Here is a 24,830-nt window from a genome sequence, read left to right on the forward strand (position 1 = left end):
TATTAATTGAGCTATCACTGTTTAGGGATAGCTCAATTAATTTTTAAATATTCATTTAAGAGAGTATTAATTTTAATCTGCTTACATTTGCAGCATTGATAAAGAAATTTTACATCTCTTATCATTGATTTAAAACAAATAATTTGGAAGAAGAATTTTTAGAAAATGGGCTCGTTCAACGTTTTGAGGAAATGCTGGGGAATAATGACGAGTATTATTTTGATACGGATGAGCTGGAAGATATTATCATCTATTACCTTGAAATAGGAGATATAAACTATGCTGAGCTTGCTGTGCGGTATGCCACCAGGCTACACCCAAACTCTATTGAAATCAAAACAAAACGCCTGGAAGTACTGCTGGAATTGGAGCAATATTCTGAGGCAAAAAAATTAATCAACGAATTGCAGGAAATCTCTATGGACAGTATGGATTTCTTGGTTTGCTGTGCAAAATATTATTCCAGCCTTGGAAACCCAAAACGCTCGATAGATTATTGCAAAAAAGCATTGGAATATGGTGAGGAAGAAAATTTCCTCTACAACTTCATCGCTGATGAGTATATAAATTTAGATGAACCTTTTCTTGCATTAAACTACTATAAAAACGCTTTGGAAGCAGACCCAAATGATGCCTACCCACTCGAAAACATAATGTCTTGCTATGCAAAACTGAAAAGACCCAAAGAGGCAATAGAATTTTTAAATTCCTATCTCGATAAATACCCTTATTCCGAGACTGCTTGGTTTGAGTATGGGCAGTTCTACTTCAACAGGAAGAATTACAGAGAAGCGATCAAAGGGTTTAATTATATTTTAGCCATCAACAGTGAAGCAGTAGGTATCTACTCTAATAAAGCAGCTTGCTACGAAGCGATGAAAGATTGGGAGAAAGCAATAGAAACCTATCAGGAAATGCTACTCCAAGAATACACAAAAGCGTATACCTTCTACCGAATAGGGCTCTGCTATAAAGAGATGAAAAGCACTCTCAACGCCATACATGCCTTTCAGGAATCCCTAAAAGAAGATCCTCAGTTTTATCTTTCTATGGTAGAGCTTTCGTTTTTGTATGAACAAATAGGAAGTGTGGCAGAAGCGATTTATTATACAGAAGAAGCGATCTCTCTCAATGAAAATAATATTGAGTATTACAAGAGGCTGGCATTTCTTTATATTGATTCTAACCGCTTTGAAGACAGTTTGAAATGCCTTAAAAAAATCACTGAAACCGAACCCGAAGGCTTCTATAACTGGTATGCCTACGCAGAAGTATTAATGCTTATAGAGGAATATGAAGAAGCAGTAACGGTTATTAATATGGCGCTTAACCTGCATCAGCGGGCGGAGCTTTACTATCAGCTGAGCAATGCTTATTACAACTTGAATAATAAGTCTGAGGGTAAACAATCTTTAGAAAAAGCATTAAAACTGGATGATAACCTCTTTGAAGATATGCTTAGAAAGTATCCTAACATTAGCAGAGAGGATAAAAAAGGAAAGAAAAATCTAAAAGATGATATAAAATAAGGACTATGATTTAAATCATAGTCTTTGATTTACTATGCACTCAACCCCGTTGATTACCGTGTATTCATACATTCATAACCCATTACGTCCAAATAATTAGACTAATGTAAGATTATTATGTACATTTGTACCCATTATTAAAAAAAATTAAAAGACAATGAAATTAAACTTATTTTATTCTATTGCTCTTGTAGCAAGTACTTCTATTAGCGCATTTGCACAAAATACAGACGAGAATGGCTACTCTACTGTAAATCTTTCTCTTAAACAGAATTACTATGAAAGAGCATACTTTAATTTTGATAATGGAGCTATTGAAAATAGAAGAGCAAAAAACTGGGATATTGCTTTCTATAGAGGTAAGGAAGTGGGTACAAGGCTTAATGATATGAATGGAATGTCTGCCTATCTGGTAAGTAATGATATAAGCGATTGGGATAAAATAGGAAATGCAGAAGATATAGTTGCTGGTAAGGAAAAGGAGGCGCTATATAACCCAAATGAAACCGATAAAGTCTATAACGGAGCTCTACAGCAAGTAAAATGGTGGGAAGAAAAGGAGAATACAATAAAAGGAAATAAGATTTTCATCATTAAGCATAATTACAGCCAATACCCAGAATACAGAAAGTTTATGATTGAAGAGAGAAGTGAAAAAGGAGACTATCTTATTAAATATGCTTTTTGGACTGGTGCTGGGATAAATGAATGGGGAGCAACAAGAACATTTACTATTCCGAAAGGAGAGGGAAAAGCATTGTTTGATTATTACCAGTTTTATAAACATAGTACTAGGGAAAGAGACCTCATTATTAATAATGCAGAGCCTAATGATACCACTTGGGACTTAATGTTTGAAAGATACCATTTGAATGACATAGGATTATATGCTGTAGGAGCTGTGCAAAATCTTAACCTTAGAGTTGCCAAACATACAGATGAAACTCAAGCAACCGTTAAATTTGATGAGCCTAAGGAATCTGAATTTTCTGATATGATTACCACAATCGGGCATGACTGGAAAAATTTTGATAGTAATTCTTTTCAATTCATATTAAAAGATCGCTATGTCTATTATGTAAAAAAAGGTGCTAATTACTATAGAATGTACTTTACCAGAATGAGTGGTTCAGTTACGGGTAACCTATCCTTTAAATATAAAAACATCACTGAAGAGCTCGGTGTACAAGACTTAAATAAAAAAGCTGATTTTGGTATCTATCCAAATCCTACTGTAGATAAAAAAGCTACCCTACTTTTTGATGTAAAAGAAAAGGATAACAATAAAGGTACAGCAGAACTCTACGACTTCAGTGGTAAAAAAGTATATGAAACTACTCTTTCTAACCAAACAGGGCTTTATAAAAAGGAAATCAACCTCCAATCTCTATCCACAGGGACTTATATTTTAAAAGTATCTTACGGTGGAGCCTCTCAAACCAGAAAGATTATCGTTAAATAGATGAGTATTTAGAACTCAAGTTTTAGAAATCCCTTTTTCTTTGCTGAAAAAGGGATTTTTATAATATATTTGCATTTACTTTCTTAAAAAGAGGGAGATAAAAAATAATCAATTATGTTCCGAACACATACTAATGGAGAGCTGTCTCTAAAAAATCTAAATCAGACCGTTAGCCTTGCTGGTTGGGTGCAGACCATCAGAGACAAAGGCTTTATGATTTGGGTAGATTTGAGAGACCGATATGGCATCACTCAGCTTGTTTTAGATGAAGAAAGGTCGTCCAAAGACTTACTCGAAAAAGCAAAAAAACTCGGGCGCGAGTTTGTTATTCAAGTAGAAGGTAAAGTAATAGAAAGAACTTCTAAAAACCCTAAAATCCCAACGGGGGAAATTGAAATATTAGTTGAAAATCTACATATTCTTAATGAATCTCAGCTTCCACCTTTTACCATAGAAGACGAAACCGATGGCGGTGAGGAGCTCCGAATGAAATACAGATATCTGGACATCAGGAGAAATCCCGTAAAGGATAAATTAATTTTCAGACATCAAATCGCTCAAAAAGTTAGAAATTACCTTTCAGAGCAGGGTTTCATAGAAGTTGAAACTCCCGTATTAATTAAATCTACTCCCGAAGGAGCAAGGGATTTTATCGTACCGAGTAGGATGAATCAGGGGCAGTTCTACGCCTTGCCACAGTCTCCGCAGACCTTTAAGCAGCTGCTTATGGTAGGAGGGATGGATAAGTATTTTCAGATTGTGAAATGCTTCCGAGATGAGGATTTGCGTGCCGATCGCCAGCCCGAATTTACACAGATAGACTGCGAAATGGCATTTGTGGAGCAGGAAGATATTATGAAAGTCTTTGAAGGTTTGGCTAAAAAACTTTTAGAAGAAATTACAGGCAACACCATTGGTGACTTTCCAAGAATGACCTTTGATGAGGCAATGAAAAGATATGGTAATGACAAACCAGACATTCGTTTTGGAATGGAATTCATTGAGCTCAATGAAGTTGTAAAAGGTAAAGATTTCAAAATATTTGATGAAGCAGAACTCGTAGTAGGTATCAATGTAGAAGGAAAAGCGGACTACACAAGGAAGCAAATAGATGAGCTTATCGACTGGGTAAAGCGCCCACAAATCGGCGCAAGCGGAATGGTTTGGGTTAAGTATCAAGAAGATGGAACCCTCACTTCCTCTGTGAATAAATTCTATAACGAGGAGGATTTAAAGGGTATAGCGGATAAGTTTAATGCTAAAAAAGGAGATTTAATTCTCGTAATGAGTGGAGAAACCAATAAGGTTCGTGCTCAGCTTTCGGCTCTTAGAATGGAGCTTGGGAACAGATTGGGATTGAGAAAGGACAATGAATTCGCTCCGCTTTGGGTTGTGGATTTCCCTCTTCTCGAATGGGATGAAGAAACAGGAAGGTACCACGCTATGCACCATCCATTTACCTCACCAAAAGAGGAGGATATTCGTCTTTTGGAAACAGAGCCCGGGAAAGTTAGAGCCAATGCTTATGATTTGGTTCTCAACGGAAATGAAATCGGTGGTGGCTCAATCAGAATCTTTAATCAAGAGCTTCAATCCAAAATGTTTGATTTATTAGGTTTTACCAAAGAAGATGCTGAAGCTCAGTTTGGCTTCCTGATGAATGCCTTTAAATACGGAGCGCCTCCACACGGTGGCTTGGCCTTTGGTTTTGATAGATTGGTTGCTATTTTAGATGGAAATGAGGTGATTCGTGATTATATCGCTTTCCCGAAAAACAATTCAGGAAGAGATGTGATGATAGACGCTCCGTCGCCTGTACATAAAGAACAATTGGATGAATTGAGTATTCAAGTAAAATAAAAATATTATTATAGAGTTTTTAAAGAAAGTAATTAAAAAACAAATGATATGAGACAGTTATTATTAATTTTAGGTATATTCTCTTTTGTGTTTATGGGTGCTCAGAGCCAAAAGAAAAACTATCGTAATATTATGAAGAGCTATAATATTTATGAACTAGATGCCTTTTTAAGAGATGCAGCACCTAACGACCAAAGGAGAGCTGTATTAAAACCAAGACTCATGCAACTCCTTGAGGAGTACATACAGAATGCTTTTCCTTTTGACCAAAGGGTTTCACAAATGCAGGATATGCTTGCTACACTAAAAAAGCATCCATCTACCAAGATGACTTTTCAGGAATTCAGTGCAAAAATCCGTGAAAGACAAGTTGCCAAGATAAAAGAAGACCTCATTAACAGTAGTAATATGACCGAAGATGATGCTAAGAATATCTATAAGCAATATCAGCACGGAAACTCTGGTTCAGCAGCAGCTATGGCAGCAGGTACAGCAAATTATGTAAATCCAGAAGAAGCAGAGTTTAATAAGCTTATCTCCATATCTCCTGCAGAGCAGAAGAAAAAATCTGTGAACCTACTTAACTCCCTATTTGATAATGACCCATCTTCTAAAGAAGCGGTTGTTATGATAGAAAACACTTCCGACTGTAATATTATTGTGCGTATGGAAGGAGCTGGAGGTAAGAAATACAGCCTTCCTGTCCCTACTAAAAAAGAAAACTCTATAGTAGTAGAAAAAGGGAGCTATTTATTCACAAGTTTGGTATGCGGTGCTCAATATGCTTCACAGAAGAAAATAGACAAGGCCTTAATGCTTTCATTAGGTAATCCTGAACCTGTAAAATAAAGATATAAAGACTTAAATATCTTTTATTTATGTAGAGTATAGCATAATAAAAAATGATGATATTTAGCATATCACTTCCCTCTAAGAGAGAAGTGATATGCTTTTTTTATGAAGCTGTATTTTCATTCGATTTTTCCTTTATTATAATATAATTAGCAGTATATCATTATTTTAAATTTATCGATTTCATTAATCATAAAATAGACTAAAAATAATTAATAATTCATATAGATTATCCCTATTTTCGTTATAGTTTATATCAATTAATCAAGGTTTTATTACCTTTAATAAAATCAATTCTTTCATTAATTTTGCCACGAAATACTCTGAAACAGATGGATATTCTATACTTAATGATATTGTGTAGCGTGTCATTAGCTTTAATCTTCCTTATCGTATTTATTATAAATGTGAAAAAAGGGCAGTTTGAAGATGATGAATCTCCTGCTGTGAGAATTTTATTTGATGATGAATCAAAACAAAATGAAAACCAAGAATTAAACAACGAGAAAAAATAAAATAGATTTATATGGAAGTACAAAAGTTTAGTTACGACAACAGCATTGTGCGAGCTTTCCTCTATGCTACAATCATTTTTGGGGTTGTAGGCTTCTTGTTAGGACTCACGGCTGCACTTATGCTTTTCTATCCTGAATTACCAGAGTTTATTTTTGGTACTGATGACCCTACGATTAAGAGTTTAAGGGAAATCGGCTCAGGAGGGCTTCAAGGATTAATTGACACTCACGGTGCATTTGGCTTTGGAAGAATTCGAATGCTGCATACTTCGGCAGTGATTTTTGCATTCGTTGGGAACTGCATTTTTGCAGGGGCTTATTACTCAATGCAGAGGCTGCTCAAAACAAGAATGTTTAGTGATACGCTTTCTTGGGTACATTTCTGGAGCTGGCAAATTATGATTGTTGCTGTGGTGATTACTTTCTTAATGGGGATTAATACCTCTAAGGAATATGCTGAGCACGAATGGCCTATCGATATTCTCATCACTATATCCTGGGTTCTTTTCGGTATCAATATGTTTGGAACCATTGCCAAGAGGAGGGTTCGCCACTTGTATGTTGCTATCTGGTTCTACATAGGTACTTGGATTGCTGTAGCAATGCTTCATATTTTTAATAATTTGGAAGTTCCATTATCCTTTACTGGCTGGAAATCCTATTCTGCATACGCAGGGGTAAAAGATGCCTTGGTACAATGGTGGTATGGGCATAATGCTGTGGCATTCTTCCTTACTACGCCTATCTTGGGGCTGATGTACTACTTTGTTCCAAAGGCAGCCAATAGACCTGTATTCTCTTATAAATTATCTATCATCCACTTCTGGTCATTAATATTCGTATATATCTGGGCAGGGCCTCACCACCTTCAGTATACGGCTTTACCAGGCTGGGCTCAAGCATTGGGAACAGGTTTTTCAGTAATGCTTATCGCTCCTTCTTGGGGAGGTATGCTTAATGGTCTCCTTACCCTGAGAGGCGCTTGGGATAAGGTGAGGGATAATCCTATTCTTAAATTCTTTGTAGTGGCGATTACCTGCTATGGTATGGCTACATTTGAAGGACCTATTCTGGCAACTAAAACTTTAAATAAGATTGGGCACTATACGGACTGGGTTATCGGGCATGTGCATCTTGGTGCACTCGGCTGGAATGGCTTTATAGCATTCGGTATGATTTACTACCTCATTCCTATTATGTGGAGAACCAAACTCTGGTCTACTAAACTGGCAAACTGGCATTTCTGGTTAGGTACATTGGGGATTATATTCTATGCTATTCCGCTTTATATCGCTGGATTTACTCAGGGCTTGATGTGGAAAGAGTTTAATGACGATGGTACCCTTGTATGGAAAAACTGGTTAGATACAGTCTCTGCAATTCTCCCTTATTATAAGATGAGATTCTTAGGTGGAGTACTTTATCTCTCAGGGTCTATTCTAATGGTAGTTAATGTCATTGCTACTGTAAGAGCGGGCTCTTTCCAGAAAGAAGTTCCTGCGGAAGCTCCTGCATTGGCTCGAATCAGTAAAAACAGAAAACAAAGCGAAGGCTATCACCTTTGGTTAGAGAGAACGCCTTTTCTTTTCAGTATTCTTTCATTTGTTGCATTGGCTATTGGTGGTTTCTTAGAGATTGTTCCTACTTTGCTCGTAAAGGAAAATGTGCCTACCATCACAGCGGTGAAGCCTTATACTCCTCTCGAGCTGGAAGGCAGAGACCTCTACATCCGTGAGGGTTGTAATTCTTGCCACTCTCAGATGATTCGTCCATTCCGTGATGAAGTGGTAAGATTTAATGGTAAAAACGGACAATATTCCAAAGCAGGTGAATTCGTCTATGACCGACCATTCCTTTGGGGCTCTAAAAGAACAGGGCCAGACTTACACAGACAAGGAGGTAAGAACCCAAGTTCTTGGCACTTCAAGCATATGTATAACCCAAGATTAACATCTCCTCGTTCTATTATGCCGAGATACCCTTGGCTGATAGCTCACAAGCTGGACAGGTCGCTTACCCAAGATAAAATCCAGTTTATGAAAGATGTTTATGATATACCTTATACTCAAGCCGAGATAGACTCTGCAAACACTTGGGCTAATAATCAAGCAGCAGGTATTGTAAGAGATATTTACAAAGAAGCGCCAGATATCAAGGAAGCAATAGAAAAAGAAAAGGCTAAAAAAGGTGCAGACTTTATCCCATTAGAGGAAAGAGAAATCACCGCTCTTATCGCTTACCTCCAAAGGCTTGGTACAGATATTAAAACAACTGAAATAAAAACAGCAAGTAATAACTAATTATAAGGCAAAGGGCTGTGGCAGTACTTTCCTCAGCTCTTCCCTTTCACTTAACCAATATATACAATGATTCCTCAAAGTTTTAAAGATATTGTCGCTGGTGGTGAGTATTCAGGTCTGTTTCAGACTTTGGCAATGATACTTTTCATCCTTGTGTTTATGGCGCTGGTGTGGTATGTTATCAGCCGACCGAAGAAATACTACCAAGAGGAGCAGAATATCCCTTTGGAAGACGAAAAACAGGAAGAGAATACAGATATTGGTTTAACTAAATTATAACGAAAATGAAACAAAGAACACCCCTTATCATCAATATTTTAGTAGTGCTTTCATTGCTATTTATGTTGTTCTATATGATTATTCAGAACTTATCGTTTCTACTCTCGCCTTACTTTATCGGTACTGCGGTATTCGGTATCTTGATGGCGCTTATCAGCCACTCTATTGGCAATAAAATGGAAAAAGAGAGGCTAAGCAGACTCTCCGATGCAGAAAAGCAGGCTTACCTCGCAGAGAAAAAGATTCCTTACTTCGTAAGAATGTACAGAAGTGCATTTAAACAGCAATCTGCTGCGGAGGAAAAAGATATCCTTATAGACCACGGCTTTGACGGTATTATGGAACTCGATAATCAGCTCCCGAAATGGTGGCTCGGGCTATTCTGGATAGGAGTAGTATACTGCGTAGTCTATATTATATTCTACTTTGGAGGTGTAGGAGATTTTGCCAATGCAGATAAAGAATATGAGCAAGAATATAAACATCAGCTTGCAAGTATCGCTGCGTATGAAGCAGACCCTAAAAACATCATTACCATAGATAATGCTACCTATTCTCAGGACAACATTAGCGCTGGTGAAGAGCTTTTTAAAGCCAACTGTGTATCCTGCCACTTGGAAGGAGGCAAGGGAGGTATAGGACCTAACCTTACCGATAACTACTGGATAAACCAACCAGAGAAAACCCTCTTTAAGAATATCTTTAATGTGGTAGAGAATGGCTCGCCCAACAACCCTTCTATGCAGGCTTTTGGTAAGAATGGCGTGCTCACGGGTAAAGACATTCAGAATGTAGCAGCCTATGTCTATCACATCAACCAAGAGCAGCCTCCCGTTACTCAGGATAAAGGCGGTGCTGCACCACAAGGTAAGGAAGCTCACTGGCAGTAGTAGCTCATCCGCGTACTGCCGCTCTCAGCAGAGCGCATAACTTATGCAATGGGCTTAAAGCGTAGCGCATTAAGCCCGTTTGCTTTCACAATAAATCAAATCTAATTTCTTAGCCTCAAACAGATGTTTCAGGCTAATGATTAACAAGATTAACAATGGAAGAATCAGAAATAAAAGGCGGACAAGGGCAAGTACTCAACCCCGAAACTTTCAGAGATTCCGTAGGTACTATGGAGCAATCTGGAAAGAGGAAATGGGTATACCCAAGGAAACCGAAAGGGAAGTATACCGATTACAGAACCATAGTCGCAATAGGATTGCTTACGGTGTTTTTCGTTACTCCATTTATTCGGATTAGCGGCAACCCTTTCCTGATGATTAACATACTCGACAGGCAGTTTTACATCTTCGGTCAGCCTTTCTATCCGCAGGACTTTTTCATCTTAGCATTAGGAGCTATCGCTTCTCTGGTATTCATTATCTTATTTACGGTAGCGTACGGAAGGATATTCTGTGGCTGGATTTGTCCTCAAACCATATTTATGGAAATGGTATTCCGCAAGATAGAATACTGGATAGAGGGCGACAGAAACAAGCAAATAAAGCTCGATAAACAGAAGTGGGACTGGGAGAAAATCCGTAAGCGAGGGCTTAAATGGAGCATCTATATCACCATCTCTCTTATCATCACCCACTTTATGTTTATGTATGTAGTGGGCTACGCGGAAGTCTTCCGAATAATGAAAGAAGGTCCTTTCGTACGCACGACCAACTTTGTGGTAATGGTTCTATTCACTGCTACTTTCTACTTCGTTTTTGCGTGGTTCAGAGAGCAGGCGTGCACCCTCGTTTGCCCTTACGGAAGATTGCAGGGAGTGCTCATTGATAAAGAAACCATCAATGTATATTACGACTTCAAGAGAGGAGAAGGTACCGCTGGGCGCGCTAAGTGGAAAAAGAATGAAGACCGCCAAGCACTCGGTAAAGGAGACTGTATAGACTGCAACCAGTGTGTAGTGGTATGCCCTACGGGGATAGACATTCGCAATGGTCAGCAGCTCGAGTGTGTGAATTGCACTGCTTGTATCGACGCCTGCGATGAGGTGATGGAGAAAGTCGGCTTCCCCAAAGGGCTCATCCGTTATGCTACAGAGGCAGAGATAGAATCCGAAACCAAATTCCATTTTACCCTTAGGATGAAACTCTATGCCCTCGTCCTTGTGGGGCTTATCGCTTTCCTCGGCTATCTTCTTTATGACAGAGGCATTATGGAGGCGAAGTTCATCAAACCTGCGGGCAGCACCTATGTCATCAGAGACGGTAAGGTAAATAATACTTATGATTATACCTTGCTGAATAAATCCAACCGAGATATTACCGTATCATTCAAGGTGCTCTCGCCAGCTAATGGTACTGTGCTCTACAGCGGTAGCGATAAAATCACCGTAAAACGAGACGCCATATTAAAAGGAACTATCAATATTCAGTTCCCAGAGAAAGAGATTAGCCTCGCCAAGCAAAGCATTCTAATTGGGGTATTTGATGCTAATGGCGAGATGATAGATTCTTACGAAACCTATTACGAAGGGCCATTTAAGATGCAGTTCTAGCTGCCCATAGAGTACAAAACAAAATCATTAATAGAAATTATAAGTATGAAATTCAATTGGGGGCACGGCATATTGGTAGCATTGACTTCGTTCATCATCTTCATCGTGGGGCTTGTGGTCTATTTCACCCAAACGATGCAAAATTCAGAACTTATCACGGATAACTACTATCAGGAAGAGCTAATGTACCAGCAAGTAATCGATGCTAAAAACCGTGCAGCAGCATTGGAAGAGATTCCTTCCGTACAGCTCCAGAGCAGTGGTATAGAAATCTCCTTTCCAGAGGATATTAATAATGATAACGCCCATTTTAGCTTCTATCTGTACAGAACCGATGACAAAAACCTCGATGTACAGCAGCATTTTAAGCTCAATGCCCATCGCTACACCATACCCTCTGCTGTATTGAAGAGAGGGAGCTATACCTTAAAGCTCAGCTGGAATAAAGACGGAGAAAGCTATCAAGTAGATTACGATATACAATGGAAATAGGGCTTATCATATCAGCATTAGGGCTCGGCTTTGCGTCGGGCTTTCACTGCATTGGTATGTGTGGTCCCATAGCGCTTTCGCTTGGTCTTACGGGTAGGCGAGCGCTCGGTTTCTACCTGCAAAACCTCAGTTATCAGCTTGGGCGTATCACGACCTATGCCCTACTCGGAGCGGTCTTCGGTATCCTCGGCGAGGGGCTCAGCATCGTAGGGCTTCAGCAGTACCTCAGCCTCTTTGCTGGCGTAGCGCTTATCCTTATGGCGATTTTCTCCTTCGGCAGTGCCGATTTCTCAGCCAAAATACCGCTTCTGCATCGCCTTCTTCTAAGGATTAAAATCAATTTAGGTAAAATGATGCATCGCTCGGGCTACTCCTCTCGATACCTCACAGGGGTGCTCAACGGTCTCCTGCCCTGCGGAATGGTCTATATGGCGCTTACCGCATCGCTTGCCTACGGCGGAGTGAAGGAGGGTGCCGTCTTTATGGCGCTCTTTGGTCTTGGCACCTTACCTTTTATGTTTGTCATCGTGTTCCTCGGCAATCTAATGACACAAGCATTGAGGATTAAAATCCTCAAGCTCATCCCTATCCTAATGCTCATTATGGGAGCGTTATTCATCCTTCGGGGCTTGCAGCTTGGCATTCCCTACCTTTCCCCAAAATCCGAAGTGCTACACATCCACCAGCCTAATGCCTCCCCCCATACCCAACCCACCTGCCACTAGCCCACTGTGTGGGGATCACATCTTGCAGGTGAGGCAATTGTTTTTAATTGCCCCACCGGCTACGGTGTAAGTATTCCCCACGCAGTGGGTTGGATGAAGCTAGAAATGCTGTATTCTTCCTCCGATGAAATAATAAAAGAGGCAATGCCTCTAATCAATGCCTCCGATGAGAAAAAAAGTAATAAACCTCCTTCAATGAGTAGAATATCCTCCTTCAAAAAGGATATGTATATGCCTAAAAGTTACTGTCCATTATTAGAACTATCGGGTATGAGCCAAAAGCCAGTAGCCACAGGATAATTGTCTCACCAGCTATGATGCTCTATATTTGCACCTGTTTTAATAAGTTGAAACAATGAAAGCAATACACTTTAATGGAGCAGGTGGTGCAGAGGTTATAGCGCTTGTAGAGGTACCTATACCTACTCCTCAGCACGATGAGCTCCTTATCAAGGTGCATACGGCGGGGATTAATGGTCCAGATGTAATGCAAAGAAAAGGGCTTTATGCCCCTCCGAAGGGGGTAACCGAAATCCCAGGGCTTGAGGTTTCGGGTACGGTGGTGCAGTCCGATAGTGCTGGGACTTTTGCTGTAGGGCAGGAGGTTTGCGCCCTTATACAAGGCGGAGGCTATGCCGAATATGCCGTTGCCAAAGCAGAAAATACGGTTCCCATTCCTACGGGCTTGTCTCTCACGGAAGCTGGAGGTTTCTTAGAAACTTTTATGACGGTCTGGGCACACCTCTTTCAATTTGCGGGCTTTACGGAGGGTAAATCTATCCTTATCCACGGGGGTGCATCGGGGATTGGTACTACGGCTACGATGCTTGCAAAGGCTTTTGGTGCTAGTCAGATTTTTACTACTGTATCGAATAAAGAAAACCAAATCCGTAGCATTGAATTAGGAGCCGATATAGCCATTAATTACCGAGAAGAGGATTTTGTGCAGGTAGTGAAACAGCATACCGAAGGTAGAGGGGTAGATTATGTGCTCGACTTGATAGCGGGGACTTATGTACAGCGAAATTATGATGTAGCGGCAATGTACGGAACCATCGTTCAAATAGGCGTGATGCAAGGCAAAGCTCCAGAAGTAGATCTCTTCCCAATGCTCGACAAAGGTGGGCACTTCGGTAAGTTTGTACTTAATATAAGTGAGCCCTAGGTCAAGGAAAATGAACCTTAGGTCAATGAAAATGAATAAGTGCCCCACCGGCTACGGTGTTGGGTCAAGGAAAATGGAGATTAAGGCCGTACAGCTTTTATGATGGCTTTCAATATTATTCTAAAATATTAAATTTGTATCTTAAATAACCAAAAAATGTTTTACAATCACCAAGAGATAGAGAAAAAATGGCAGAAGTATTGGCAGGAGCACCAGACCTTTAATGCCAGCCAACCCACCAACAGCGAGAAACCCAAGTACTATGTGCTGGATATGTTCCCCTATCCGTCGGGTGCAGGGCTGCATGTGGGGCATCCGTTGGGGTATATTGCGAGTGATATTTATGCGAGGTTTAAAAGGCATCAGGGCTATAATGTGCTGCATCCTGTGGGGTACGACAGCTTTGGTCTCCCTGCCGAGCAGTATGCGATACAGACAGGGCAGCACCCAGCCATTACCACTAAAGAGAATATCAACCGATACGAGCAGCAGCTCCGTAAGATAGGCTTTTCCTTTGATTGGAGCAGGGAGCTTCGCACATCAGATGCTTCGTATTATCAATGGACGCAATGGATATTTATTCAGCTCTTCCACTCTTGGTACAATAAGGCGAATGATAGGGCGGAGTGCATCAGCACGCTCGTTCAGCACTTGGAGAAGCACGGTACTGAGGGGCTTTTCGCAGCACAATCTGAGGCACTTGATTTCTCTGCCGAGCAGTGGAAAGCCTACACCGAAACCACAAAGCAGGAAATCCTACTCAATTATCGTATGGCGTATCGTGCCGAGACTACTGTTAATTGGTGCCCTGCGCTCGGTACTGTACTCGCAAATGATGAGGTGAAAGATGGTAAGTCCGAACGAGGAGGCTATCCCGTATTCCAAAAGAAAATGATGCAGTGGTCTATGCGCATCACAGCGTATTCCGATAGATTATTAAAAGGTCTTGAGGGCTTGGACTGGTCAGAAGCCGTGAAAGAAAGCCAAAGGAACTGGATCGGGAAATCCGAAGGAGCATCAGTGAGATTCAAGGTGCAAGGTACGGAGGAGTATATAGAGGTCTTCACCACTCGACCAGATACGATTTTCGGGGTGTCATTCATTACCCTCGCTCCCGAGCACCAGCTTGTAAAATTCATTACCTCTCCCGAGCAGAAGCAGGCGGTGGAGGAATATATTGAAGCCACCTCCAAACGCTCCGAGCGCGAAAGAATGGCAGATGTGAAGAACATCTCCGGGGTCTTTACTGGGGCGTATGCCGAGCATCCGATTACCCAAGAGCCTATTCCTATTTGGCTGGGAGATTATGTGCTTGCGGGCTATGGTACAGGTGCCGTAATGGCTGTCCCTTGCGGTGATGATAGAGACTATGCCTTTGCTCAACACTTTAATATCAGTATTAAAAATATATTTGATAAAGACCTTTCTGACGGGGCTTATACGAATAAGGAGGGGATGATTTATCAGAACTCCGACTTCCTCAATGGAGAAACCGATTTTAATAAAGCTACCGATACCGTGCTTAAGTATTTGGAGAGCCATAATGCAGGGAAACGACAAACCAATTACCGACAAAGAGATGCGATATTCTCCCGCCAAAGGTATTGGGGAGAGCCCGTGCCTGTCTATTACGAAGATGGTGTGCCTTATACTCTGCCTGTTTCAGCCCTCCCTCTCGAGCTTCCAGAGGTGGAGAAATACCTTCCAACAGAAGATGGAGACCCGCCACTCGGCAATGCAAAAGCGTGGTATTGGGATGAGATTAATCAATGTGTAGTTCCCGCTCCACAAGACCCATCAAAGGCAGGGGATAGGGTTTTCCCATTAGAACTCTCCACGATGCCAGGCTGGGCAGGGAGCTCTTGGTACTTCCTCCGATATATGGACGCTCATAACGAGGATTCGTTTTGTAATAAGGCGATTTCTGATTATTGGGGGCAGGTAGATCTCTACATTGGCGGAAGCGAGCACGCTACGGGGCATCTTCTTTATTCTCGTTTTTGGACTATGTTCCTGAAAGACAGAGGATTCATCAGCCACGAAGAACCTTTCCAAAAGATGATAAACCAAGGGATGGTTTTGGGAATGAGTGCTTTTGTGTATCGGATAGACTTTCATTATGTCATAAAATTGTATAAGAATTTTGATGGTGAATTAAAATATATTGGGTATTTTGATAATCATAAACAATATGAATTAAAAAACAGATATATTTCTTATGGGCTATTAAAAGATATCGTGGATGAAGGATATATTTTACAGAAAAAAGGTACTTTTGACCCAGATATTTTGAATGACGAAATTAGACAAAATTTTATAAAAAATACAAACATAAAAAATATATGTGATTCTTTTGAGGTAGAATGGGTTTACAAAGATGTCACTCCTATTCACATCGATATTTCTTTATTAAAAGGAACTTCGGACGAGCTGGATTTGGATAAGTTCAAGGCTTGGCGACCAGAGTTTAAGGATGCCGAATTTATCTTGGAAGACGGTAAATACATTACCGAGAGAGAGGTAGAAAAGATGTCTAAATCCAAGTATAATGTAGTAAATCCCGATGATATTTGCGAAGAATATGGAGCCGACTGCTTGCGGCTGTATGAGATGTTCCTCGGGCCACTCGAGCAGTCAAAACCTTGGAATACTCAGGGGCTAAGCGGGGTATATGGCTTCCTTAAAAAGTTCTATAACCTCTATTTTGATGGGGATGCGTTCTCTGTTTCCGACGAAGCACCTACCAAACCCGAACTGAAAGTCCTCCACACGCTCATCAAGAAAGTGGTGTATGATATAGAGCATTTCTCCTTTAATACCTCAGTATCGCAGTTTATGATTGCGGTTAACGAACTTCAAAAGATGAAATGCAACAAACGAGAGATATTAGAGCCCTTGGCTGTACTTATATCGCCGTATGCACCGCATCTTTGCGAGGAGCTTTGGAGCCTTTTGGGGCATAGCGAAAGCGTGGATTTTGTGCCTTTCCCTGTGCTTAACGAAAGCTATCTTGTGGAAGATGAGATAGAATATCCAGTGAGTTTTAATGGTAAGATGAGGTTTAAACTGCCTTTCTCTGCTGCACTTTCCAAAGAAGAAATAGAGGCATTGGTAGTGAAAGACGATCGGGTTATTCAGCAGTTAAACGGTAATCAACCCAAGAAAATCATCGTAGTTCCTAAGAAGATTATCAATATTGTGGTATAAGAATGCAGGGGTTTTGGTGATTGCTTAATCAATAAAAATAAGCCGTAATATTTTTAATTTTATACTGATTATTGTCTAATTGACAAAAGTTAGAAAAAAAAGAGGATTAAATTGTAGATATAATAATGGGTTTTTAAGTATTTGTTAGGTAAAATTATCTGAATATTGCTTTAAATATTTGGAGTATAAGTTTTTTTTTACTTTACTTTACGCCCTCAAAAAAAGATAAAAATAATAATTATAATTTTAGTTTAACTATGGAAATGAATGTTTCAAACGAGCTTGTAGAAGTGGCTCAAAAGAAAAAAGGAGGTCTTAACCCCGCGATTATTTTACCAATACTTTATGTAATTGCATTATCTATTTATGTTTTCGTATTAGGTAATCCAGGAAACTTTAAAGCTGATCCAAGACTTACAGGTGCTTCTGTAGCTTTGGCTGATGTGGAATCTAAGGAATTAACACCTGAAGGCTTTATGGGGATTATCTATATGGGGGGGCCTGTTGTACACATCCTTATTCTCTTTATGATTACCGTAATTGTATTCTCTTTCGAAAGATTTTTCGTTTTAAATAGAGCACAAGGTAAAGGTAATCTTGATGCTTTCGTAATAAAAGTAAGGTCTTTACTTAATCAAAACAAAGTTGATGAAGCTCTTGAAGAATGCGACAGACAGCAAGGCACTGTGGGAAATGTGGTGAGAGAAGGGCTTACAACTTATAAGGCATTAGCTAAAGACACAACCCTAAATAAAGAACAAAAAATGGCTGCACTTAATAAGTCTATTGAGGAAGCTACAACCCTTGAAATGCCAATGCTTGAAAAGAATATGATGATTCTTTCCACTCTTGGTACAGTGGCTACGCTTGTGGCGCTACTCGGTACCGTAATCGGTATGATTAAGGCGTTTCACGCATTAGGTTCAGGTGGTGGTACGCCAGATGCAGCAGCTCTTTCTATCGGTATCTCAGAAGCATTGATTAATACTGCATTAGGTATTGGTACTTCTGCGATTGCGATTATCCTTTATAACTTCTTTACTTCTAAAATTGATGGAATGACTTATAAAATTGATGAAATATCAATGTCTATCCAGCAATCTTTTGCAGAATTCAACTAAGAATCTGCCTACTTGAAGTTTATAAGTTAAATAAAAATCCAAAAGAATAATGGCGAGAATAAAACCAAAAAGACACGGTGTAGTAACAGATATGACGGCGATGTGTGATGTTGCCTTCCTGTTACTGACCTTCTTTATCCTCACCACACAGTTTAAAAAACCTGATGTGGAGCAGATAAAACCGCCATCTTCTATTTCAGAAAAGCTACTCCCAGATGCGAGTTTGATGACCATTAATATAACCCCAGAAGGGAAATTCTACTTCCAGCCTGTGGAAAATGGTTCAGAAAGGATAAAACTCCTGGAAGCTATGGGAGAGAAATATAAAGTGAATTTTACAGATGAAAATAAAGTAGCATTCACTAAGGTTACAGCTATTGGAGTACCAATGTCTAAACTAAAAGGCTTTTTAGAGCTTTCAGAAGATGAGCAGAAAAATGTGAAAGCGGACGGAATTCCGCTCGATAGTACAAAGAGAGAATTAATCGACTGGGTACAGCAAAGCCTTAATGTAAATGGCAGCTATAAAATGGCAGTAAAAGGCGATGTAAATACCAAATACCCTAAGGTAAAAGACCTCTTTGAAGGCTTGAGAGAGATTAACTTCCTCCAGTTTTGGTTGATTACAACTCAGGAATCTAACTAAATAAAGAATTGAGAAATGGCAGAAGTACAAGTAAAAGAAGATAGCGGAAAGGGCGGTAAAGTCCGCTCCAAGAAGCAGAGCACGAGGGTAGATATGACCCCGATGGTAGACTTGGGTTTCCTATTGATTACATTCTTTATGTTTACCACTACATTTAGCAAACCTAATGTAATGGACTTAGGATTACCTGCAAAACCAAAAGATGAAACTCAACAATTGGAAAAGAAAGAAATTGATTTATCAAATTCCATATCTCTGATTTTGGGTAAAGACGATAGAATTTTCTACCACCAGCAAGACAAAGAAAGTCTAAATGAGCAAAACCTTATGGAGACCAACTTTGACCGTGAGGGGGTAAGAAAAGTAATTGAGCAAGCTAAGGCTAAGGCTAAAGATAAAAGTATATTTACAGTTATCATTAAGCCTACAGATGATGCGGTATATAAAAACTTTGTAGATCTTTTAGATGAAATGGCGATTACAGGTAATGAAAGATACGGTGTAACCGAAATCAAGACTTGGGAAAAGCCAATTTATGATAAAAAAGCAGGAAATCCTGCATCTGCAAACTAATCTTAATTATAGACGATTATGGCTAATGATATACAATACAATGAACAAAATCTGTCTTTAGATGAAATTGTATTTGAAAACAGAAATAAAGACTATGGTGCATACGACCTTAGATTTAATTATGCTAAGATATTGACCAAGTCATTTATTATCGGTACGGTTCTTTTCCTCGTATTGGCGCTTACTCCTCTTATCTATGTAACGATTGAGAGACTTACAGCTCCAGCAGCAAAGGAGGTAGATTCTGTATTAATCAATATAGAAGATGACCTGCCAGAAGAGGAGGAAATTATAGAAGAACCAGAGGATACTCCGCCGCCACCACCACCTCAGCAGGAGGAACCACCTCAGCAGGAGATTATTCAGAACTTGGTTCCAGAACCTACAAAAGCTCCTAACGTAGAAACTCCACCGCCACCAATCAGTGTGCAGACCCAAACCACTACTGGAGCGGTGAATCAAGAGGGGGTAAAAGCGCCATCAAGCTATACACCACCGCCACCACCGCCATCCGGTACAGGAAAAGGCACTACAGTGGAAGTAAAACCACAAGTTTCTACTACTGAAGTTTATCAAACCGTAGATCAGGAGGCGGAATTTACAGGTGGAGGGCTCAATGGCTTCCGTAGAAAGTTCCAAGAGAATTTTAATAATGAATCTATGGAAGGTGAGGGTACCGTAAAAACAGAAATCACCTTCGTGGTAGAAAGAGATGGAACTATTTCCAGCGTAAAGGCTACGGGTTCAAATACGGCATTTAATAAAGAAGCAGAAAGAACCATTAAGTCCATTAAGCAGAAGTGGAATCCAGGTAAAGTAAATGGGCAAGCGGTAAGATCGCGATACAGATTCCCAATTACAATGCAGTTTGAATAATTTTTATAATTATTTATAGAGAGAGAAGTCTTAGGGCTTCTCTTTTTTTATTATTTTTGTGGCTATGATGTTTAACTGGTTATCATTGGTAACGGGCTTTTTCTATATCGTAATGGGAGTCGTCGTTATCACATACAAATTTTTTATCAATCGTTTGGAAACCACCACAGCCTATGCTTTGGGGGCATTGCTTATCGCCTATGGTATTTTCAGAATACTCAGAGCTATTTATAAAATTAGGAAAAACAAAAATGAAAAAAATTCTTCCCGTTTTTAGTCTCATCTTCCTCCTCATCATTTCCTGTTCAAAAAAAGAAGAGAAAATGATAGATTTCAATAAAGGGAAAATTACCATACTTACAGATGACTCCTTTAAAAGTGTGGTAGAAGCATTGGCAGATGCCTATATGATACGCTACCCACAAACAGAAGTAAGTGTAGAGGTAATGAAAGAAGACTTAGCTCTTTCAAGGCTAATGAAAAATGAAGCCAAGCTCATCGCTATTTCAAAACCATTGACTGAGAAAGAAAAATCGGAGTATGAACAGATTATGGAGACGAAGTTTCAACCTGATTATTTCGCTGCCGATGCAGTGCTTTTCATTACCCATAAAAATTCTGACCGAGAGAGTATTTCATTAGAGGAAATAAAGGCAGAACTGCTTTCAGATAAGAAGAATTTTGTATTTGATGGGAATAATTCCAGCAATCTGAATTTTATTTCGGACAAAATTGGGCATAGACCTTCCGAATTGAAGTATTATGTGATGAATGGTAATGAAAATGTAATCCAAACTTTGGAAAAGCACCCCGATAAGATTGGAGTTATAAGCCTGAATACCATCAGCAGGCAATATAATAAGCAAATGCAAGAGCTCAGAAACTCAGTGAAAATCTTACCCGTGCAGTCTGAGGGGCAGCGTATCTTCCCAGAGGGGAAAAACCTTACCGAGATGAAGTACCCTTTTACAAGGCTTATCTATTTCCTCTATAATGAAGGAGGCTTTGGTATAGCAAAAGGTATTGTTCGTTTTTCTTGTACTCAAAAGGGACAGTTGGTAGTAGAGAAAGAGGGGCTTCAGCCCTACAACCTCTATAAGAGAGAGGTGAGAATGAATTAGCAGAGGCTTTTCCTCGCTTAAAAACCACAAATGATAGATTTAGTAAAGAAAATAAAAGAGCAGGAACTTTTGGGAGAGGAGGCGCATCGGTTGTATTCGCCACCGTACCGACCCGTCTATACCTATGATGAGATTCTGCAAAGAAATCCGAAGCAGGCAGCCGTCAATATCTTATTTTATTTAAAGGATGGTGAGTGGTACTTCCCACTAATGCTCCGATCAAAGAATATACACGATACCCATAGCGGGCAGGTATCTCTCCCTGGTGGGCAGTATGAGGAGGGAGACCTTAGCTTTGAGGAGACCGCCATCCGAGAGACAAATGAGGAGATGGGGATAGACAGGCACTACATCCGTATTATTAGGCGTCTTTCGCCTATTTATGTGCAGCCGAGCAACTTCTATGTGCATACTTTTATTTCTTATACCAAGCGAAACCCTATTTTCAAACTCCAAAAATCCGAAGCCGTAGAGCTGATAGAATTTCCCGTTTCTGAGCTACTCATACAGCCAGAACCTCCAACATTAATGGAGCTTCCTTCTGAGGGAAATACCGAAGTACCCGCTATTCGATTTAAAAATCATATCATCTGGGGAGCGACTTCTATGATACTCTCCGAGCTTAGGCACTTGCTTAAAAATTTGTAAATTTGGCACTCTAATTATTCTAATGGCTAAGAAAAATATCTTTTTTGATGCATTTGGTACGCCTTATTTCTTGAAAAGGTTAATCATTTTCATCTTTGGGCTTATTTCCTATCGTAGGTTCAATGGTTTTAATAAACTGAAAATATCAGGAAGCGAAAATTTGGTGGATTTACCCGATACCAATGTACTCTTCGTTTCTAATCATCAAACCTATTTTGCCGATGTGGCAGCTATGTATCACGCGTTTTGTGCAGTGAATAATGGCTATCTCAATACCATAAAAAACCCAATCTACCTTCTTAATCCAAAGGTTGATTTTTATTATGTAGCAGCAAAGGAAACGATGAATAACGGCCTGCTGGCGCGGATTTTTAAGGTCGCAGGAGCCGTTACCGTAAAGAGAACCTGGCGCTCCGAAGGTAAAAATGTAAATCGTATGGTAGATATGAGCGAGGTGGAGAATATTATGAAAGCCCTTGATAATGGCTGGGTGATTACCTTCCCACAGGGGACTACTTCTGCTTTTGCACAGGGCAGAAAGGGAACAGCCAAGCTCGTAAAAAGCCAGAAACCCATCGTAGTGCCGATTAAAATTAATGGCTTCAGAAGGGCGTTTGATAAAAAAGGCCTCAAACTGAAAGTTACAGGCGTAAAACCGACAATGGAGTTTAAAAAACCTTTAGAACTAGACTATGAAAACGAATCTACGCAGGATATTTTAGATAAAATAATGATTGCCATAGAGCAAACCGAAGACTTCAATCTACTGCACCAGTACGATAAGGAGCAAGAACTAAAAAAACAACAGGAAACTCAAATACAACCTTAATAAAAGTGGATTATAAACAACTCTCAGCGCTTTCGGAAGGCAAAACCCGAGTGATACTTTTCGGCTTGCATCCCAAAATCTCACAGCTTATACGCTATGTTTTGGACTATCACGAAAAAGAATATGATTATGTGAGTTCGGGAGAGGCTATCCTCAATGGAAAAGATTTTTTCATCTTGGAAACCGATGATGCTAATGCTCCTCAGCATTTCCCACCTACGATTATCTTTATAGGGAGCCAATCGCAGACAGAGAACTATTCGGATATGCTTGCCGGTATCACCCAAGGGGGAATATTGGTCTATCCAGACTTTGTAATGCCTTTGGAGCACGCCGTATATCAGTCCCTCAATTATTTCAGGAAGATGGGCTACAAAGCTCCAGATGCTCAAATTTCAGATTCTTCCTCCGTATTGAATACCGACTTTGGTAAGGTTAAAATCGCATTATCAGATAAAGAGATTTTAAAAGACATAGATGGTGCAAAGTATTTCTGCCAGCAATTGGGTATTATGGAAGATGAATTTTATGATGCCGTTTCGGTATGGGAGTGAGTTAATATATAAGGATTTGGCTTATTGGGATAAATTTGTATATTTATCCCAATAATTTTTTACGCATTATGATAAATTATTCAACCATTGAAGAAGCTGTCTCCGAAATTAGGAGCGGAGAGAGGGTATTCCTCCACGGATCAGCTTGTACGCCTACCGTTATCATAGATGAAATGGCAAGACAGGCACCGCGTTTGAAAGATGTAGAAGTAGTCTCCATTACCTTGCAAGGGGACATAGAGATTGCTAAGCCTCAGTATGGGGATAGTTTTATAATGAATTCTTTTTTTGTTTCCTCACCCCTTCGCGAGGGCGTTAATCAAGGTAAGGGCAATTTTATCCCCGCATTCCTTAGCGAGATACCGCTTATTTTCCAGAATGTAATGCCTCTGGATGTGGCGGTAGTTACCGTTTCCCCGCCAGATAAGCACGGCTATTGTACTTTGGGAACTTCGGTAGATGTTACCAGAAGTGCAGTAGATCTTGCCAAAAAGATTATCGCAGTGGTCAATCCTAAAATGCCGAAGACCCACGGTCAGGGCTTGATTCATTATACAAAATTTACTAAGGCTGTCCTCCACGAATCCGAGCTTCTCACCATAGACTATCGCTCAAAAATCACCGATATAGAAATGAAAATTGGGCAAAATATTGCGGGGCTTATAGACGACAGGGCTACCCTACAAATGGGTATCGGTACTATTCCAGACGCTACTTTGCTCTATTTAAACAACCATAAAGACCTCGGGATACATACAGAGATGCTCAGCAATGGGGCGATAGATCTCATTAAAAACGATATCGTAAATAATAAGTATAAGGGGCTTCATAATAACCGTACGGTAACCTCATTCTGCTTTGGCGAGAGGGAGCTCTACGATTATGTGGATGATAACCCAGCCGTAGTATTTATGGATGTAAGGCATACCAATGACCCTATCCAAATTATGAAAAATAAGAAGCTCCACGCCATTAATTCTGCGATAGAGATAGATATTACGGGGCAGGTATGTGCAGATTCTATTGGGACTTATCAGTACAGCGGTATCGGGGGTCAGGTAGATTTTATGCGCGGTGCAGCACTGAGCGAGGGCGGTAAGCCGATTATGGCAATCACCTCCCGAACCAAAAAAGGCCTCCCAAGAATTGTCCCAACCCTCAAAGAAGGTGCAGGGGTAGTTACCACCCGAGGGCATATCCACTATGTAGTTACTGAGTATGGCGTAGCCTACCTCTATGGTAAGAATTTCAGGCAAAGGGCAAAGGCGCTTATAGACATCGCTCACCCAGACGACAGGGAATACCTTACCGAGCAAGCCTTCAAACGATACAGAACACTTTAAGCTATCATTGGTAGCACCTTTACTTCTTGATAAAAGCCCTCTATGAGGGCTTTTTTTTCGGTACACCTTGCAGGTGATGCACTCGTTAGCACGAGGGGCAATTATTTTACACCTTATATATATAAGGTATAGAAATTTGAAAATTCATTACAAGGTGAATCAACATTGTCGGAGACCTCCGATGATGTTAGCGAGGTGAATCAAGATGTTCGCAGGTCTGTGAATTACACACG

24 protein-coding genes are annotated in these 24,830 nt (G+C 40.1%); all 24 read left to right on the plus strand.

What is annotated here, in order from left to right; genetic code table 11:
- Nucleotides 1-191: 191 nt before the first annotated feature.
- The 24 genes from D8991_RS00870 to D8991_RS00985 all read left to right on the plus strand — a co-directional run bounded on the left by D8991_RS00870 (nucleotide 192) and on the right by D8991_RS00985 (nucleotide 24,597).
- Nucleotides 192-1,529, plus strand: a complete 1,338-nt coding sequence (locus D8991_RS00870; RefSeq protein WP_120489658.1) for a tetratricopeptide repeat protein — start codon at nucleotides 192-194, stop codon at nucleotides 1,527-1,529.
- Nucleotides 1,530-1,686: 157 nt separating this feature from the next.
- On the plus strand, nucleotides 1,687-2,991 hold the full coding sequence (locus D8991_RS00875; protein WP_120488314.1) for a T9SS type A sorting domain-containing protein: 1,305 nt from the start codon (nucleotides 1,687-1,689) through the stop codon (nucleotides 2,989-2,991).
- Nucleotides 2,992-3,105: 114 nt separating this feature from the next.
- Nucleotides 3,106-4,851, plus strand: coding sequence for an aspartate--tRNA ligase (gene aspS, locus D8991_RS00880; RefSeq protein ID WP_120488315.1), 1,746 nt, complete (start codon nucleotides 3,106-3,108; stop codon nucleotides 4,849-4,851).
- A gap of 48 nt (nucleotides 4,852-4,899) precedes the next feature.
- Nucleotides 4,900-5,700 (plus strand): DUF6759 domain-containing protein, encoded by an 801-nt coding sequence (locus D8991_RS00885; RefSeq protein ID WP_120488316.1) that lies wholly within the window; start codon nucleotides 4,900-4,902, stop codon nucleotides 5,698-5,700.
- A gap of 335 nt (nucleotides 5,701-6,035) precedes the next feature.
- Nucleotides 6,036-6,218 (plus strand): cbb3-type cytochrome oxidase assembly protein CcoS, encoded by a 183-nt coding sequence (gene ccoS, locus D8991_RS00890; RefSeq protein ID WP_120488317.1) that lies wholly within the window; start codon nucleotides 6,036-6,038, stop codon nucleotides 6,216-6,218.
- Nucleotides 6,219-6,229: 11 nt separating this feature from the next.
- The gene (gene ccoN, locus D8991_RS00895; protein ID WP_120488318.1) at nucleotides 6,230-8,518 is read left to right on the plus strand and encodes a cytochrome-c oxidase, cbb3-type subunit I; all 2,289 of its coding nucleotides are present in this window, start codon (nucleotides 6,230-6,232) and stop codon (nucleotides 8,516-8,518) included.
- A 66-nt stretch (nucleotides 8,519-8,584) separates the two neighbouring features.
- The gene (locus D8991_RS00900; protein ID WP_120488319.1) at nucleotides 8,585-8,797 is read left to right on the plus strand and encodes a cbb3-type cytochrome oxidase subunit 3; all 213 of its coding nucleotides are present in this window, start codon (nucleotides 8,585-8,587) and stop codon (nucleotides 8,795-8,797) included.
- 5 nt (nucleotides 8,798-8,802) lie between these two features.
- A complete protein-coding gene (locus D8991_RS00905; protein ID WP_120488320.1) occupies nucleotides 8,803-9,687 on the plus strand; it encodes a c-type cytochrome in 885 nt (294 codons plus the stop codon).
- Between the two features lie 155 nt (nucleotides 9,688-9,842).
- The gene (gene ccoG / locus D8991_RS00910) at nucleotides 9,843-11,297 is read left to right on the plus strand and encodes a cytochrome c oxidase accessory protein CcoG (protein ID WP_120488321.1); all 1,455 of its coding nucleotides are present in this window, start codon (nucleotides 9,843-9,845) and stop codon (nucleotides 11,295-11,297) included.
- A 45-nt stretch (nucleotides 11,298-11,342) separates the two neighbouring features.
- The gene (locus D8991_RS00915; protein ID WP_120488322.1) at nucleotides 11,343-11,789 is read left to right on the plus strand and encodes a FixH family protein; all 447 of its coding nucleotides are present in this window, start codon (nucleotides 11,343-11,345) and stop codon (nucleotides 11,787-11,789) included.
- Nucleotides 11,780-12,514: a sulfite exporter TauE/SafE family protein gene (locus D8991_RS00920; protein WP_120488323.1), complete on the plus strand. Its 735-nt coding sequence runs from the start codon at nucleotides 11,780-11,782 to the stop codon at nucleotides 12,512-12,514. Before D8991_RS00915 ends, D8991_RS00920 begins: the two co-directional genes overlap by 10 nt.
- Nucleotides 12,515-12,607: 93 nt before the next feature.
- Nucleotides 12,608-12,814, plus strand: coding sequence for a hypothetical protein (locus D8991_RS00925; RefSeq protein WP_221407561.1), 207 nt, complete (start codon nucleotides 12,608-12,610; stop codon nucleotides 12,812-12,814).
- 55 nt (nucleotides 12,815-12,869) lie between these two features.
- Complete coding sequence (locus D8991_RS00930; RefSeq protein WP_120488325.1) at nucleotides 12,870-13,679, plus strand: NAD(P)H-quinone oxidoreductase; 810 nt, start codon at nucleotides 12,870-12,872, stop codon at nucleotides 13,677-13,679.
- Between the two features lie 156 nt (nucleotides 13,680-13,835).
- Nucleotides 13,836-16,886, plus strand: coding sequence for a leucine--tRNA ligase (locus tag D8991_RS00935; protein ID WP_120488326.1), 3,051 nt, complete (start codon nucleotides 13,836-13,838; stop codon nucleotides 16,884-16,886).
- Between the two features lie 257 nt (nucleotides 16,887-17,143).
- Nucleotides 17,144-18,007, plus strand: a complete 864-nt coding sequence (locus tag D8991_RS00940) for a MotA/TolQ/ExbB proton channel family protein (RefSeq protein ID WP_120488327.1) — start codon at nucleotides 17,144-17,146, stop codon at nucleotides 18,005-18,007.
- Nucleotides 18,008-18,056: 49 nt separating this feature from the next.
- Nucleotides 18,057-18,653 (plus strand): ExbD/TolR family protein, encoded by a 597-nt coding sequence (locus D8991_RS00945; RefSeq protein ID WP_120488328.1) that lies wholly within the window; start codon nucleotides 18,057-18,059, stop codon nucleotides 18,651-18,653.
- 15 nt (nucleotides 18,654-18,668) lie between these two features.
- Nucleotides 18,669-19,226: a biopolymer transporter ExbD gene (locus tag D8991_RS00950; protein WP_120488329.1), complete on the plus strand. Its 558-nt coding sequence runs from the start codon at nucleotides 18,669-18,671 to the stop codon at nucleotides 19,224-19,226.
- A gap of 18 nt (nucleotides 19,227-19,244) precedes the next feature.
- Nucleotides 19,245-20,102 carry an energy transducer TonB gene (locus D8991_RS00955; protein WP_120488330.1) on the plus strand — a complete coding sequence of 286 codons (858 nt, stop codon included), beginning with the start codon at nucleotides 19,245-19,247 and terminating at the stop codon, nucleotides 20,100-20,102.
- Nucleotides 20,103-20,166: 64 nt separating this feature from the next.
- A complete protein-coding gene (locus D8991_RS00960) occupies nucleotides 20,167-20,379 on the plus strand; it encodes a DUF308 domain-containing protein (protein ID WP_309568998.1) in 213 nt (70 codons plus the stop codon).
- A complete protein-coding gene (locus tag D8991_RS00965; RefSeq protein WP_120488332.1) occupies nucleotides 20,354-21,223 on the plus strand; it encodes a PstS family phosphate ABC transporter substrate-binding protein in 870 nt (289 codons plus the stop codon). The genes D8991_RS00960 and D8991_RS00965 overlap by 26 nt, the downstream gene beginning before the upstream one ends.
- Nucleotides 21,224-21,253: 30 nt before the next feature.
- Entirely contained in the window at nucleotides 21,254-21,871 is a 618-nt protein-coding gene (locus D8991_RS00970) for an NUDIX hydrolase (protein WP_120488333.1), read from the plus strand.
- A gap of 22 nt (nucleotides 21,872-21,893) precedes the next feature.
- Entirely contained in the window at nucleotides 21,894-22,700 is an 807-nt protein-coding gene (locus tag D8991_RS00975; RefSeq protein WP_120488334.1) for a lysophospholipid acyltransferase family protein, read from the plus strand.
- 5 nt (nucleotides 22,701-22,705) lie between these two features.
- Nucleotides 22,706-23,254: a hypothetical protein gene (locus D8991_RS00980; protein ID WP_120488335.1), complete on the plus strand. Its 549-nt coding sequence runs from the start codon at nucleotides 22,706-22,708 to the stop codon at nucleotides 23,252-23,254.
- A gap of 68 nt (nucleotides 23,255-23,322) precedes the next feature.
- Nucleotides 23,323-24,597 (plus strand): acetyl-CoA hydrolase/transferase family protein, encoded by a 1,275-nt coding sequence (locus D8991_RS00985; protein ID WP_120488336.1) that lies wholly within the window; start codon nucleotides 23,323-23,325, stop codon nucleotides 24,595-24,597.
- Nucleotides 24,598-24,830 lie beyond the last annotated feature (233 nt).

Origin of the sequence: Bergeyella cardium, from assembly GCF_003614945.1 — a bacterium.
Classification (GTDB): domain Bacteria; phylum Bacteroidota; class Bacteroidia; order Flavobacteriales; family Weeksellaceae; genus Bergeyella_A; species Bergeyella_A cardium.

Bases quoted from the DNA above. Each gene is read 5' to 3' on its own strand.
- D8991_RS00885 (WP_120488316.1), top strand. From the start codon at position 4,900: ATGAGACAGTTATTATTAATTTTAGGTATATTCTCTTTTGTGTTTATG.
- D8991_RS00875 (WP_120488314.1), top strand. From the start codon at position 1,687: ATGAAATTAAACTTATTTTATTCTATTGCTCTTGTAGCAAGTACTTCT.
- D8991_RS00985 (WP_120488336.1), top strand. From the start codon at position 23,323: ATGATAAATTATTCAACCATTGAAGAAGCTGTCTCCGAAATTAGGAGC.
- D8991_RS00920 (WP_120488323.1), top strand. From the start codon at position 11,780: ATGGAAATAGGGCTTATCATATCAGCATTAGGGCTCGGCTTTGCGTCG.
- D8991_RS00940 (WP_120488327.1), top strand. From the start codon at position 17,144: ATGGAAATGAATGTTTCAAACGAGCTTGTAGAAGTGGCTCAAAAGAAA.
- D8991_RS00900 (WP_120488319.1), top strand. From the start codon at position 8,585: ATGATTCCTCAAAGTTTTAAAGATATTGTCGCTGGTGGTGAGTATTCA.
- D8991_RS00965 (WP_120488332.1), top strand. From the start codon at position 20,354: ATGAAAAAAATTCTTCCCGTTTTTAGTCTCATCTTCCTCCTCATCATT.
- D8991_RS00945 (WP_120488328.1), top strand. From the start codon at position 18,057: ATGGCGAGAATAAAACCAAAAAGACACGGTGTAGTAACAGATATGACG.
- D8991_RS00960 (WP_309568998.1), top strand. From the start codon at position 20,167: ATGATGTTTAACTGGTTATCATTGGTAACGGGCTTTTTCTATATCGTA.
- ccoG (WP_120488321.1), top strand. From the start codon at position 9,843: ATGGAAGAATCAGAAATAAAAGGCGGACAAGGGCAAGTACTCAACCCC.
- D8991_RS00955 (WP_120488330.1), top strand. From the start codon at position 19,245: ATGGCTAATGATATACAATACAATGAACAAAATCTGTCTTTAGATGAA.
- D8991_RS00930 (WP_120488325.1), top strand. From the start codon at position 12,870: ATGAAAGCAATACACTTTAATGGAGCAGGTGGTGCAGAGGTTATAGCG.
- D8991_RS00970 (WP_120488333.1), top strand. From the start codon at position 21,254: ATGATAGATTTAGTAAAGAAAATAAAAGAGCAGGAACTTTTGGGAGAG.
- aspS (WP_120488315.1), top strand. From the start codon at position 3,106: ATGTTCCGAACACATACTAATGGAGAGCTGTCTCTAAAAAATCTAAAT.
- D8991_RS00975 (WP_120488334.1), top strand. From the start codon at position 21,894: ATGGCTAAGAAAAATATCTTTTTTGATGCATTTGGTACGCCTTATTTC.
- D8991_RS00925 (WP_221407561.1), top strand. From the start codon at position 12,608: ATGAAGCTAGAAATGCTGTATTCTTCCTCCGATGAAATAATAAAAGAG.
- ccoS (WP_120488317.1), top strand. From the start codon at position 6,036: ATGGATATTCTATACTTAATGATATTGTGTAGCGTGTCATTAGCTTTA.
- D8991_RS00905 (WP_120488320.1), top strand. From the start codon at position 8,803: ATGAAACAAAGAACACCCCTTATCATCAATATTTTAGTAGTGCTTTCA.
- ccoN (WP_120488318.1), top strand. From the start codon at position 6,230: ATGGAAGTACAAAAGTTTAGTTACGACAACAGCATTGTGCGAGCTTTC.
- D8991_RS00915 (WP_120488322.1), top strand. From the start codon at position 11,343: ATGAAATTCAATTGGGGGCACGGCATATTGGTAGCATTGACTTCGTTC.
- D8991_RS00870 (WP_120489658.1), top strand. From the start codon at position 192: ATGCTGGGGAATAATGACGAGTATTATTTTGATACGGATGAGCTGGAA.
- D8991_RS00950 (WP_120488329.1), top strand. From the start codon at position 18,669: ATGGCAGAAGTACAAGTAAAAGAAGATAGCGGAAAGGGCGGTAAAGTC.
- D8991_RS00935 (WP_120488326.1), top strand. From the start codon at position 13,836: ATGTTTTACAATCACCAAGAGATAGAGAAAAAATGGCAGAAGTATTGG.